General features: G+C 67.8%; 9 protein-coding genes and 3 pseudogenes. 5 read left to right on the top strand and 7 right to left on the bottom strand.

Features of this window, described 5'->3' with window-relative positions:
* Nucleotides 1–458, top strand: a 458-nt coding sequence (locus ACWD26_RS16680; RefSeq protein WP_451270559.1) for an IS5 family transposase, incomplete at its 5' end; no start/stop codon positions are given.
* A 79-nt stretch (nucleotides 459–537) separates the two neighbouring features.
* On the opposite strand, the gene ACWD26_RS16675 is transcribed toward ACWD26_RS16680, so the two are convergent.
* The 3 genes from ACWD26_RS16675 to ACWD26_RS16665 all read right to left on the bottom strand — a co-directional run bounded on the left by ACWD26_RS16675 (nucleotide 538) and on the right by ACWD26_RS16665 (nucleotide 3,709).
* Entirely contained in the window at nucleotides 538–1,755 is a 1,218-nt protein-coding gene (locus ACWD26_RS16675; protein WP_451270557.1) for a terpene synthase family protein, read from the bottom strand.
* A gap of 88 nt (nucleotides 1,756–1,843) precedes the next feature.
* Nucleotides 1,844–2,530, bottom strand: a complete 687-nt coding sequence (gene uppS / locus ACWD26_RS16670; RefSeq protein ID WP_451270555.1) for a polyprenyl diphosphate synthase — start codon at nucleotides 2,528–2,530, stop codon at nucleotides 1,844–1,846.
* 639 nt (nucleotides 2,531–3,169) lie between these two features.
* Entirely contained in the window at nucleotides 3,170–3,709 is a 540-nt protein-coding gene (locus tag ACWD26_RS16665) for a hypothetical protein (protein WP_451270553.1), read from the bottom strand.
* Nucleotides 3,710–3,799: 90 nt separating this feature from the next.
* Here ACWD26_RS16665 and ACWD26_RS16660 point away from each other — a divergent pair, with 90 nt between their 5' ends.
* Both ACWD26_RS16660 and ACWD26_RS16655 read left to right on the top strand, forming a co-directional pair.
* A complete protein-coding gene (locus ACWD26_RS16660) occupies nucleotides 3,800–4,660 on the top strand; it encodes an alpha/beta fold hydrolase (protein ID WP_451270589.1) in 861 nt (286 codons plus the stop codon).
* Between the two features lie 186 nt (nucleotides 4,661–4,846).
* Nucleotides 4,847–5,566: pseudogene (locus ACWD26_RS16655) on the top strand (transposase).
* Nucleotides 5,567–5,575: 9 nt separating this feature from the next.
* Here the strand turns inward: ACWD26_RS16655 and ACWD26_RS16650 are convergent.
* Nucleotides 5,576–6,004, bottom strand: a complete 429-nt coding sequence (locus tag ACWD26_RS16650; protein ID WP_451270551.1) for a hypothetical protein — start codon at nucleotides 6,002–6,004, stop codon at nucleotides 5,576–5,578.
* A 333-nt stretch (nucleotides 6,005–6,337) separates the two neighbouring features.
* Between ACWD26_RS16650 and ACWD26_RS16645 the strand changes: the two genes are divergently transcribed.
* Entirely contained in the window at nucleotides 6,338–6,634 is a 297-nt protein-coding gene (locus ACWD26_RS16645) for a hypothetical protein (RefSeq protein ID WP_451270549.1), read from the top strand.
* 325 nt (nucleotides 6,635–6,959) lie between these two features.
* Nucleotides 6,960–7,642 (top strand): annotated as a pseudogene (locus ACWD26_RS16640) (transposase); the annotation flags it as partial.
* Nucleotides 7,643–7,902: 260 nt separating this feature from the next.
* Here the strand turns inward: ACWD26_RS16640 and ACWD26_RS16635 are convergent.
* From ACWD26_RS16635 to ACWD26_RS16625, 3 genes and pseudogenes are all read right to left on the bottom strand, one after another.
* Nucleotides 7,903–9,966: a glycoside hydrolase family 2 protein gene (locus ACWD26_RS16635; protein ID WP_451270547.1), complete on the bottom strand. Its 2,064-nt coding sequence runs from the start codon at nucleotides 9,964–9,966 to the stop codon at nucleotides 7,903–7,905.
* A 142-nt stretch (nucleotides 9,967–10,108) separates the two neighbouring features.
* Nucleotides 10,109–12,154 (bottom strand): beta-galactosidase, encoded by a 2,046-nt coding sequence (locus ACWD26_RS16630; protein WP_451270545.1) that lies wholly within the window; start codon nucleotides 12,152–12,154, stop codon nucleotides 10,109–10,111.
* 43 nt (nucleotides 12,155–12,197) lie between these two features.
* Nucleotides 12,198–12,290: pseudogene (locus tag ACWD26_RS16625) on the bottom strand (carbohydrate ABC transporter permease); the annotation flags it as partial.
* Between the last annotated feature and the right edge of the window lie 85 nt (nucleotides 12,291–12,375).

Genomic DNA, 12,375 nt, shown 5'->3' with positions numbered 1-12,375 from the left:
AAAGCGGTCCCAGCCCGGTCGACCGCGCACGGCCGGGCAGCAAGCACCACGTCCTTGTCGACGGGCAGGGCATCCCGCTCGCGGTGTCGCTGACCGGCGGCAATCGCAATGACGTCACTCAGCTGATCCCGCTGCTGGACAAGATTCCACCCGTGGCCGGCACGGTCGGGCGGCCGCGGAGACGGCCGGACATGCTCTTCGCGGACCGCGGCTACGACCATGACAAGTACCGGCGACTGCTGTGGAAACGCGGCATCCGGCCCGCGATCGCCGAACGAGGCCAGCCACACGGCTCCGGCCTGGGCATCTTCCGCTGGGTCGTCGAGCGCACCATCTCCTGGCTCCACGGCTTCCGCCGCCTGCGCATCCGCTGGGAACGACGCGACGACATCCATGAAGCCTTCCTCGGCATCGCCACCTGTCTCATCACCCACCGACACGTCCAACGCCTTTGTTAGGACCTCTAAGACCCCTTAACGAGCCCGCGGCTCGACGATGCCATGCTCGAACTGAGTGGCGACCTGGTCGGCCAACCCATCAGCACTTTCTCCAGTTACAAGTTCGGCGCTTTCGGTGAAGGAACACGGCGGGCGGACGCCGACTCTGGCCGCAGTGGGTCTTGCCTTGGTCGGCCGGACCGGTGTTCGGCTGGCCGTGGTCCTCGGTGTGTCCGTCAGCCGACGTGCGGTGGTTTCTCCCGCCGCGCCAACGCGGCCATGAGGCATGGAGGATCACAGAAGGTTCCGCGCCGCGTAGGGAAGGGTCTCCCGAGGGCGGAGGTCTTCGCGGGGGGGCCGTCACATGCCAGGTGTGGAAGCCGTGGGCGAACGCGGTAATCGCTCGGGCCTGGCGGGCTTCGGGAGAGCCCTCGCCGACCGCGGCGCAGAAGCTGTCGGCCAGCTGTCCTACCGCGTGCCACTGGGTGGCGAGGGTGATCAGTGCGCAGCGGAAGGCGGTGGCCAGGTCGACGTCGTACGCGTGGGCGATGATGGCCACCGCGTTGACGGCGTTACCGCGTTCCAGGTCGGCTCGACAGCCGACCAGGTCGTTCTCGATGCCCATGACGACACACGTGCTCTTCGCGAGGTGGTCGAGTGTGGACGAGAACCGGATGCCCGGGGGCAGCAGATCGCCGCGGAGGCGGTGCAGCAGCATGGTGGAGTACTGGACCATCGTGCAGCCGTGGTGTGGCAGGTACTCCCGCAGGCCCGGCAGTTCCTGCCGGGTGCGCCAGTGCTTCTCCCGGTCCCATGCCTGGAACTGCAGGGCCAGCTGATCAGCGAACTCGTCCAAGAGGTCCCTGCCGCCCAGGGCAATGACGCGCTCGCGCAGTTCGGTCAAGACCCGATACGTGGGCGTGTCGGCGTCGGGTCGTTGGCCGTGGCGGACGAGCCGGTCCAGTAGACCAGCGAACTGGCCGACCGAGACGCCTTTCTCTACCAGGGCGTCGTCCCAGGACGTGATCCAGGTGTTGTAGATGGCAATCGGCCAGCGCACCGCCGTGCCGGTGTCCGGAGTGGTGTAGCAGGTGACCATGCCCAGGTGCCCGTCGGCGAGTTCGGCCGCAGTCTCGGGCGGATACACGCCCGTGGCCAGGGCCCAACTCTGCACCTCCAGCTCGAAGGCACGTGTCGCGTCATCGGCCGGCACTCGCCGGAACAGGCTGTCCAGATGGGCCAAGGCCCATGGAGTGAGCTCTTCGATGGACGCAAGCTGGTCCTGCCAGCGCGCCAGCGCGGCCCGCAGAGGCTCCATGTCTTCTCCTTTCGCTTCATTTCATGCGGTGTCACGCTGGAGGCGAGGGGGCGGGAGCAGTGTGTTGTCCAGTGCGGCATTGCTGAGTTCAGGCACCGAGCCTGCGCTGTCGCCTGCTATAGGCGCGCAGGGCGTCGAGGAGGTCGGCACGGTTGCAGTCGGGCCAGAGTCGGTCGCAGAAGTAGTACTCGGCCAGGGCTGCCTGCCACAGCAGAAACCCGGAGGTGCGCACCTCGCCGGATGGGCGGATGACGAGGTCGGGGTCGGGCTGGCCAGCAGTGGAGAGATGGCGGGCGAGGGCAGCCTCGGTGATGGTCCCCGGGAGCGTCCGGCCCGCTGCCACCTCCTCGATCAGGGCCCGTACCGCACTCAGTACGTCCCTGCGGCCGCCGTAACCGAGGGCGAGGTTCACCAGCATGCCGCCGCAGCCATCCGTCTCCGCCTCGGCTGCGCGCAGGCGGGCGGCCAGCCATGCGGGCAGCAGCTCCAGGTCGCCGATGGGGTGCAGGCGCCAGCGGCCGGACGTGGCGAGTCGTGTGATGACGTCCGCGTCGATGGCGTACAGGTCGGAGAGTTCGTCCTGCGAGCGATTGCGGATGTTGTCGTCGGAGGGCATCCACGGCGTGACGATCTCGATCCCGAACTCCTCACACCAGTCAAGGACATCAGGGATCTTGGCGAAGCCGATGAGGTGACCCTCGCGGGGAAGAGTCAGGCCCCGCGCGCGGGCCCAGCGGCGATTACCGTCGAGTACGATGCCGAGGTGCCGTGGCACGGGTCGCCCGATCGAAGCCGGAATGGGGTCTTCGACACCACACACGACTGTGAGCGATTCCGGGACGCTGGGGCCGACGTGCTGATCCGATCGACAGCACTCTCGCCGAGCCTCTCGTCTGCTGGCATACCTGAACTGTGGTCCTGGCGTGCCGGTGTCACCAGGGCGCACGGGGAACGCACAGTGCCCGGGCGATCCTGGGAGCACGCTCCCAGGCGCAGGTGTCGGGCTGACCAGCTCTTGAAGGCGGGCAGGTCGGTTCCGGCTCACCGGTTAGTCCGCGGGTGTTGAGCAGCCCCCCAAGCGAACCGACCCGCTACGACAGGCTCGTCGCCCGAAAGGCCAAGCTCAAGCGTCACAACCGCGAGCTCACCTAACGCGCTCCCGGCCGATGTCGCGCACCGAGTGGAATCCACTCAGCCTCCGCCAACTTGAAGGCGCAGGTCAAAGGGCTGGTGTGACCGGTACTCAGGGTGCTCACGCCGGTCGTGGGCGGCAGTCTGCGGAGTAGATCGTCCGTCGGCGTTGTCGGTTCGCCATTCCACTTGATCGGGTGTGCCAGCAAGCCGCGCTGACATTCCCGCGTGCGCCGCCAGGGAGGTGATTCAGGGGTCGCGGGTGTGGGGTGCGCCCTGGTGGTCAAGTGTGGAGCAGGGCTTGCCGGTGGAGTCGGTTGTACTCGGCGACGAACTCCTCATGCGTGCAACCGGCCCGAGGGAGCTGCGGCATCACCACTACGTCGTCCAGACGGGCGTTGACATCGGAGAACAGATGTATGTCCTGTTCCAGGTCGGCCAGCATGTCATTGCGGCCCGACGGCGAAAAGAGTTCTTCCGTCCGGTCGAGCCAGGACTGGTGGGCCAGGTAGTTGCGTCGTTCCGTGACCCGCGCAAGGTCAGCCTCAGGGTTCGGATCGGCAACAGTGAGTGGCGCGATCTCCTTGATCAAGTCCTTCATGGTGTCGCTCTTGTGCTTCTCCCATGGGTCCTTGATCTGTCGTCCCTCGGTCCGGGCCAGGATGACCCGTTCGGTTGCTCGTACGTGAATCAGGTTGGTCTCGACGACGTTGGCCCCGTACATGGCGTAGCCGTAGCAGGCGTAGACCAGAACTCCCTGCGCGGTCTCTTGGTCCAGTGTGTTCCCGGTCGCCCCGAACTGGACCACATGCGATCTGTCCATAGGGTGAGTGTGGCCACTTGTTGGCTAAGGTTGCCCTTTAACCTTTGGCGGAGTCTCAGTGACACCGGTAGGTCCTCCGCGGTGACCTTGATGGAGACGCAGGGCCTGACGGCGATGACCGACGAGGCGCAGTTACGTTGGATGGCGCTGGGGGACACGACTCGGCAGCCGGCCGTGATCCTGCTCCATGGCGGTCCGGGGCTGCCGGACTATCTGGGCGATGTCGCCCCCATGATCGCGGACCTCGCACCCGTTTACCGGTACGACCAGCGTGGCACAGGCCAATCCCCGTGGCGGGGCCGCCATTCCTTCGCCCGGCATGTCGACGATCTCGCCGAGCTGCTCGACGCATGGGACGTGCCCAAGGCCGTGCTGATCGGGCACTCCTACGGCACTGACCTGGCGAGCCGGTTCTGTCTGACGCATCCTGACCGGGTTGCCGCGATGCTGCTGATGTGCGGGCCATTCGTCGGTGATTGGCGTACCGGGGACCGAGCGGAGCGAGGCCGCCGCATGTCCGCGGCGCAGCAGGAGCAGCTCCGCGCCTTGAAGGAGTTGCCACACCGCACGGAGGAGCAGGAAGTCGAGCTGCTCACACTGGCCTGGTTCACCGACCACGCCGATCCCGAACGGGGGTGGCACTGGGCCGCGCAGGGTGCCCGACGGCGTCGCCCCGTCAACTGGTCTATGAACAGCGAGCTCGGCAAGGAAGACCGCGCGGACCCGCTCGATGAGCATCTTGCCGAGCTCCGCGCATGCCTGCCCGCGCGGGCGGAGCTCCTCGGTGGGGCGGACGACCCCCGCCCTGTGTCGGCGCTTGAAGCACTCGCGCTCAGGCTCGATCTTCCGCTGACCCGGGTCGAAGACGCTGAGCACGAGCCCTGGTTGGAGCAGCCCAACACCGTGCGTGCGCACCTTCGGCGCTTCGTGCAAGGCGCGGTGGGCTCATAGGGCTTCGACCGGATTGCCGGCTGGCCTCATCCCCGGCTGTCGGCACCGCGGCAGGGCCGGTGTCGAAATGGTCTTCGATCTAGGCCGCTCGCCTGGGTGTTGGCCGGACGCTGAGGCGGCCTTCATCTGATCATGTGCTCCGACCAAGGACACACATGACCACGGCGAAGACCGTTGAAGGGGGGTTTGCTGCCTGATCATGTTCCGGGGGAGGCGTTCGCGAAAGCGTCACGCTTCCGGGGGGAGTTATTCGACGGCCTGACCGCGCACGGGGACGAACTTTGGACCTCGCCGACGCGTTGCTGTGCGCGGACGGACCGGTGACAGCGCCGGTCGACCTGACGCTGGTGGTTGAGCACCGGCGCGGACACGGCGCGATGTACGACGCGTTCAGCAGCGGACACGTGGACGCATCCCGGCTGCGGCAGGTGCTGGTCGGCCTGCCCATGCCGCAGGCCGCCGACGGCCGCTTGGTCCTCGCGGTCGACGTGAGCAACTGGCTCTGCCCGGACGCGCCGACCAGCGCGGATCGTCTGTTCTGTCACGTCTGCAGACCCTCGGCTGGGCCCGGCCGAAACCCCGCACCCCCGAGGCCGGAGACCGCTGGACGTGGGTGATCGTCGCCGCCCACACCCAGCTCCGGCTCACCCGTGAAGCCGCGGCAGACCTCCGCCGGCCCCTGGGAGAAGCCGGCCGAGCCCGCACGGCTCACCCCGGCCCGAGTCCGCCGAGGGTTTCGGAACCTCCGCCCGCACCTGCACTGCCCGGCCAGTGCACCGAAACCCTCAACACCAGGACCAGGAAAGCCACTTGGTTCGAAGAACCGCCGCCCCACGACCCACGATGGTCGGGAAAACGACCAGGCGCCCTGAGAGCATCATCGAGCGCAACAGCCTCAGGGGTTAAAAGGCAAGCTCAGACCTGGACGAGCACGGTGCACCAGACCTCGTTGTTGTCGCCGATGCCGCAGTCGGCGATCTCCCCGCTCCGGATCTTCGTCCAGACACCCTTCTTCCGCCAGTTCCACGTGCCGACGCGTGTGAACCGCTCGTGGTAGCCGTGGGTGGCGAAGGTGAAGGCGTCGACGTCCTGGCCGGTGCCGTTGCCGCCTTTCGTCCCCCTGTTGAACGACTGCTGGTCGCATTCGGTCTGGTCCCACTTGCTCTTGGTGCCACCGTCGATGTTCCACACGTCGCACAGGTGCGGGCCGCTACCCAGCTTCATCGTGTAGTGCATCGGCTTGCCGGTCCTGTTCTTCACCGCGCCGCAGAGGTACTTGCGCGGACCTCCGCAGTCATCAGCGGAGGCGGTCGTAGCCCCCGCGACGACCATTCCGGACGCCATGAGGAAAGCGGTGCCGATGGCCAAGGCAGTCCGGTTCGTTCGGGACATCATCATGCGTATGCAGTTCCATTCCTGTGTACGTGCCGGCCCGGCCCGCGCCCGGCGTGACCGTCGGCAAGGGAGCGAGCGGCACCGCGCCGCTCTCTGACTGCCCTACTCGGGTCAGCCTGGGGTTCCTCGCCAAAGGACGGCAAGCGCATAGCATCACCTGGGACGCTGGGATGGACGACCCGCTGTGACCTGGACGTTTCTCCGGTCTCTGGGACGGTGCTGGCATGCGGGCCGACCGCGGGCCGGGCCCGCCATCGCGTCAGCCGAGGGGGGAAGACGCTGGTGATCCAGATCCGCGGCACGCTGAGCCTGTGCCTTGTTGAGGTCCGTCCGAAGCCGCTCGACTTCCAGCTGGAGCTCGTCGTGCTCGGCAACGAGGCCGGAGATGTCGGGGTGTGCCGCCGCGAGCTGGTCTGCCCGCTTCTGCTCCGCGATACGGTCGGCCTCAAGCTGGTTGAGACGCGTCTCGAGGTCGGCGACGGGCTGTGTCCGGTCCAGCAGCGCATCGCCCAGGACCTCGCACTCCATCAGCAACACCATCCGCATCGTCAAGAACGGGCAGTAGTGCCCTGTGTATGACCAGCCGCTGAAAGAGCGCGGGCTGAGCTGGCAGGACTTGGTCACCTGGTGGGTTTGTCAGCATCCCGAGCGCTCAGGTGACCCGGCACAGGCGCGGATCTCTCTGCGGGAGCGGTTTGCGGCGCTCGCTGAGCAACAACGGTGCTGAACTGCTGGTGTTCGACACCTACCTCAAGCTCGGCTTCAACCTCCCGGCGCTCATGCCCCAGGTCTACCTCCACTACAACCCCTACAGCATCAGCGAGTTGGGCGGGGCCAGCCGCCTTGCCCGACAGAGGATGGACATCTCGCTGCTGATGAACCATCGGGCCCGCGCGGTCATCGAGTCCGCAACGCCTGGTCCTGCCAGGCCCGGCCCGACGCGCGAGGGAGCGGGACGACGAAACCGTGGCCGGCTGGGTGAAGGAGACCTGGCCCTGCGCGGAAGACTCGCGGCAGCCCGTGGAGCATGGCTCGTCTTCGAGGACGAAGCCGGCTTCGCCATGACGCCGCCGCGTGCGAAGGCATGGTCGCCACGCGGCCGCACCCCAGTGGTGCGGGTCCGCGGCCGCTCCCGCGGACGCGTCTCCATCGCCGCCCCGACCTGCTACATACCCGGCCACCGGTCACAGCTGATCTACCGGCCCCGCCATGACGACAACAACCGCGACGGACGCAGGAGCTTCTCCTGGCGGGACTACCGCGACCTGCTCATCGCAGCACACCAGCAGCTCGGCGGCCCGATCGTCCTGGTCTGGACAGCCCCAACGTTCACAAAGCCTCCGACTTACAGGAATGCGCCGGGTCCCGTGACTGGCTGACCATCTACTACCTGCCGCCCTACGCCCCCGACCTCAACCCGTCGAAGGTGTCTGGTCCCTGCTGCGGCGCGGCTGGCTTTCCAACGTCGGCTTCACCACCCCAGAACACCTGATGCAGCGCATCCGACGCGGCCTCCGCCACATCAAGTACCGCAGCCACCTCATAGACGGCTGCCTCGCCGAAACGGGACTGACCATCAACCCCTGATCGCAGAAGACGACACCACGCGTGCAAGCTCAGGGGCTGTCACAGCACCACGGTGACATCAGTTCTCTGATCATCGATCACCTGAACGAGCATGAGCCGGCGCTCCGACGCCGTGGACGGTCCCACCCTGTGGGACTGACCTGCTCCTGCAGCGCCTGTCCCGCTTGAGGGACAGGCGGCAGTCGAGGGGCGAGGTTCTCAGCCGAGTGTCCAGTTGACGCTGTCGGTGTAGGTGGAGCCGTTGATGGTCGCGGTGACTGTCACGGTGTTCTGCCCCGGCCTGAGCGTGACGTCGGTCCACCGGAAGATGTGTCGCTGCTGCTCGCGGTCCCCAGGGAGAGGCCGTTGAGGGTCGCGGTGACCTTGTCCGCGTTGGAGTAGACCTTGAGTTCGGTGATGGAGTCGGTGCGCTGGGTCCAGCGGCGGCTGGTGATGTAGAGGGTCGGCGTGGTCGCCCAGTTGGCCTTGTACCAGTAGAAGGCGTCCTTGCGGATCTGCCGGTCACGGGTGACCAGACCCTTGTCGTTGGTGCCGGGCCGGTCCCCTTCGTTGCGGCCGTCGGAGGCGAAGTCGAACATGGCCCAGACGAACGTGCCCCAGATGTAGGGACGGTCGGCGAGCTGCTTCCAGGCCGCTTCGTGGAACAGCGACTGGTACTCCTCCGGGTGCCAGGATCCGCCTGGAGCCGGCTTCGGCGGGTTGAGCGCGTGCTGGGTGGTGCTGGCGCCGACGCCGTACTCCGACATGGCGATCCTGCGGGACGGGGACGTGGCGTGCAGGTTGTCGGCCCACGCTCCGAGGTCACCGTCCTTGGAGCCGTAGTACCAGCCGTAGTACTTGTTGAAGCCCGTGGTCCGCGTGTGCAGCCCCGCCTGCGCGTTGTCGGGGTCCTCACCGCGTACGGCGTAGGTGGAGAGCCGGTCGGGGTCCTCGGCTTCGATGATGTCGGCCAGTGACGCGAGCAGCCTGTTCGTGGCGGTGCCGTTGTAGTCGAGGAGTTCGTTGCCGATGCCCCAGAAGGCGATCGAGGGGTGGTTGTAGTTCTGCCGGATCAGCTCCCGCAGCTGGTTCTGCGTGTTGGTGGTGAAGGCGGCCGAGTCGGTGACGATGTCGACCAGCGGGATCTCCGCCCAGACGATCATCCCGCGTTCGTCGGCGAGGTTGTAGTCCTTCTGGTCGTGCTGGTAGTGCGCCATCCGGATGGCGTTGGCGCCGATCTCGCTGATGAGGTCGAGGTCCTGGGTGTGATCGGCGTCGGACATCGCCCAGCCCTTGACGGCCCGGTCCTGGTGCAGGTTGACGCCGTGCAGGTGGAGGTGGCTGCCGTTGAGGCGGAAGCCCGTGTCGGCGTCGACGGCGATGGAGCGAAGGCCCAGGCGCTCGGTCACCACATCCGCGATTCTGTCACCGCCCGCGGTGACGTCATGGATCTCGACGCTGGCGTTGTAGAGGTAGGGATCCGCCACGCCGTTCCACAGGCGTGGGTTGTCGATGCGGACGGTCTGCCGGACCTCCGCGCCGGCGGCCGCGGGGACGGTCTGCGCGGTGCCGGCGGCCTCCGCGACGATGGCCCCGCTCCTGTCCGCGACGACGGTGCGGACCACCACTGATCTGGCGGTGCCGCTGTCGTTCCACAGCTTCGTCGTGACGCTCACCGTGGCCGACGCCGCGGTCACGTTGCTCTGCCGCAGGTAGACACCGGGACCCGCGTAGTCCTCCATCCGCACGTGGAGGTCGTCGACGGCCCACAGACTCATGTTGCGGTAGATGCCGCCCTGGAAGGTGTAGTCCGCGCCCACCGGGGCGATGTTGGCGTCGCGGGTGTTGGTCACCTTCACCGCGATCACGTTGTCCTGTCCCGGGAGGAGCACGTCGGTGACCTGGAACCTGAAGCGGGAGTACCCGCCCTTGTGCTGCCCGAGGTACGTGCCGTTGACCCAGACGTCGGCGACCTGGTTGACCCCGGCGAACTGCAGGTACAGCCTCTTCCCGGCCAGGTCGGACGGCACGGTGTAGTGGCGGCGGTACCAGCCCACCCCGCGGTGGTAGTTGTTGCCGCCGTCGGCACCGTCGACGGCGTTCCAGGTGTGGGGCGTGTTGACCGACGTCCATCCGGAGTCATTGAATCCGGGCGCTTGCGCCCCGGTCACGTCCGCTCTGACGAACCGCCACCCGTTGTTAAGGTGGATCCACACACGCGGATCGGGAGCCGTGTACGTCACGGCGGCGGACGCGGCACCGGCATACGGAATTCCGGCCAGCGAGGCCAGCACTCCCGCAGCCGCCCCGCCGAGCATCTGTCGGCGACTGGGCAAACCTGTCATGTCAGAACTCACTTCCCTTGAGTCGAAGCAGGACGTTCTCTTGGCACGACGTGCGGTTCTCGGACCTGCGCGGCCCGCGCAGGCCGCCGCGGCCGGACCTCGCTGATGTCCGGCGTCGCCCCGGCTGACCGCGCGGTGATCTCTACGCAGTCACCCGTTCCCGCAGCTCCGCCCTCGGCTCACGAACGACTGCGACGCCTCCCTCGGCGACGGTGACCGAGCCGGTGACCGGTTTTCCGGTGAGGAGTTCGACCCCGTCGGCAGGGATCTCGGCGCCGCGGCCCGCGTGGTCGATCAGGAAGAGGTAATCGGCATCCGCACCCCGCCGCCTCACCACCTCGACGCCGGCCGGCGCCTCACGCTCCGGGCGCACGCCCGCCTCTCTACGGATGCGCTCCAGGACTGCGGCCAGGGTGGCGGCGTCCGGGTGGGTGGCGATGTACCAGGCGGTTCCACTGCCGTATGCGTGGCGGGTGATGGCCGGGACACCCGCCAACGGTCCGTTCGCGTACGTGGCGACGGCCTCCGCCCCGGTGAGCCGGAGCCGTTCGGTCCACAGGTCGGCGGTCGCGTCCTGCGGGATCCGGCCGGCCAGGCCGACCGTCTGTCCGGGCAGCAGCGGGAACAGCTCGTCCGTGCGTACGCCCAGCGTCTCGCGGAAGGCGCCCGGGTAACCGCCCAGCCGGACATGGCAGTTCTCGTCCACCGCGCCGCTGTGGAAGCCGACGGCCAGGGTGCCGCCGTGCTCGACGAACGCCGCCAGGTTGGCCGCTCCGGCGTCGTCGACCAGATACAGGCTGGGGGCGAGCACGAGCTGATAGCGGTCGAGGTCCGGGGTGTCGGGACGCACGAAGTCGACCGCCACGCCGGCCTCCCACAGCGGTGTGTACCAACGCCTCACCAGGTCCTGGAAACGGAGTTCGGCGCTGGGCTGGGAGGGCTGTTCCATGGCCCAGCGGGCGTTCCAGTCCCAGACGATGGCGACCTGGGCTGGGCTGGTGCAGCCGCGGACTTCGGCCAACGCCGCGAGGTCCGCGCCGAGTTGGACGACGTCCTGCCAGATACGGCTGTCAGTGCCCGCGTGCGGGAGCATCGCCGAGTGCCACTGCTCGGCGCCCGCCTTCGCGGCCCGCCACTGGAAGTAGGCGATGCCGTCGGCGCCGTGCGCGACATGGGCGAGCGCGTTGCGGCGCATTTCGCCGGGGTTCTTGGCCCGGTTGACGGGCTGCCAGTTGATGGCTCCGGTGGAGTGTTCCATCAGCAACCACGGCCGCCCGCCGGCCAGGGAGCGGACGAGGTCGCCGCAGAGCGCGATGTCGATCTCCGACTCCGGGTCGGTGGAGAGCAGGTAGTGGTCGTTGGAGACGATGTCCAGCTCGGGGGCCCAGCGCCAGTAGTCGAGGGCGTCGAAGTTGTGCATCACCATGAAGTTGGTCGTGGCGGGGGTGTCCGGGGCGGCACGGCGGAGCACGTCGCGTTCGGCGGTGAACAGCGACAGCAGCTCGTCGGAGCAGAAGCGGCGCCAGTCCAGCTGGTGGGTGGGGTTGGGGTCGGCGCCGGTGGCGCGGGGCGGGATGATCTCGTCCCAGTCGTAGTACCACTGGCTCCAGAAGGTGGTGCCCCAGGCGTGGTTGAGCGCGGCCAGATCGTTGTCGTACTTCGCCTTCAGCCAGGTGCGGAAGGACGCCGCGCTGGTGTCGCAGTAGCAGGCGGCGTTGTGGCAGCCGTACTCGTTGTGGACGTGCCACATGGCGACGGCCGGGTGGTCGGCGTACCGCTCGGCCAGCGCGCCCGTGATGCGCAGTGCCGCGGTGCGGTAGGCGGTGCTGGAGGGGCATAAGGTCTGGCGGCTGCCGTACGAGAGCGTGCGGCCGTCGCGGTCGACCGGCAGGGCCTCCGGGTGGGCTCGGAAGAACCAGGCGGGCGGGCAGGCCGTCGGGGTGGCGAGGTCGGCGGCGATGCCGTTCTCCTGGAGAAGACCGAGGATCTTGTCCAGGCGGGAGAAGTCGTAGACGCCCTCGGACGGCTCCAGCAGGGCCCAGGAGAAGATGCCGATGCTGACCATGGTGACCCCGGCCTCGCGCATCAGGGCCATGTCCTCGACCCACACCTCCTCGGGCCACTGTTCGGGGTTGTAGTCGCCGCCGTAGGCGATGCCGGGCAGGCGGAGACTGCGTTCGGTGGTCACTGGTGAGACTCCGGGGGTGTGGGGAACGACGGGAAAGGTGCGGTCAGCCCTTGTTGGCGCCGAGCGTCAGTCCGCTGACGAACTGCCGCTGCAGCACGAAGTAGACGATCAGGGTGGGGATCGCGGTGAGCACGCTGACCGGCGGCTTCGATCTGCCCCCAGAGAAGAAGTTGTTCCGCCGGACCTCTTGACGTAGGCCCCGGGACTGCATAGTCATGACC

This window comes from Streptomyces sp. NPDC002787 (assembly GCF_053592095.1).
This window is presented reverse-complemented; position numbering and strand designations above follow the sequence as displayed.

What these genes read in the sequence shown, in the direction of transcription:
- ACWD26_RS16660 (WP_451270589.1), top strand. Translation starts at nt 3,800, where the DNA reads ATGGAGACGCAGGGCCTGACGGCGATGACCGACGAGGCGCAGTTACGT.
- ACWD26_RS16665 (WP_451270553.1), bottom strand. Translation starts at nt 3,709, where the DNA reads ATGGACAGATCGCATGTGGTCCAGTTCGGGGCGACCGGGAACACACTG.
- ACWD26_RS16650 (WP_451270551.1), bottom strand. Translation starts at nt 6,004, where the DNA reads ATGGCGTCCGGAATGGTCGTCGCGGGGGCTACGACCGCCTCCGCTGAT.
- ACWD26_RS16635 (WP_451270547.1), bottom strand. Translation starts at nt 9,966, where the DNA reads ATGACAGGTTTGCCCAGTCGCCGACAGATGCTCGGCGGGGCGGCTGCG.
- ACWD26_RS16675 (WP_451270557.1), bottom strand. Translation starts at nt 1,755, where the DNA reads ATGGAGCCTCTGCGGGCCGCGCTGGCGCGCTGGCAGGACCAGCTTGCG.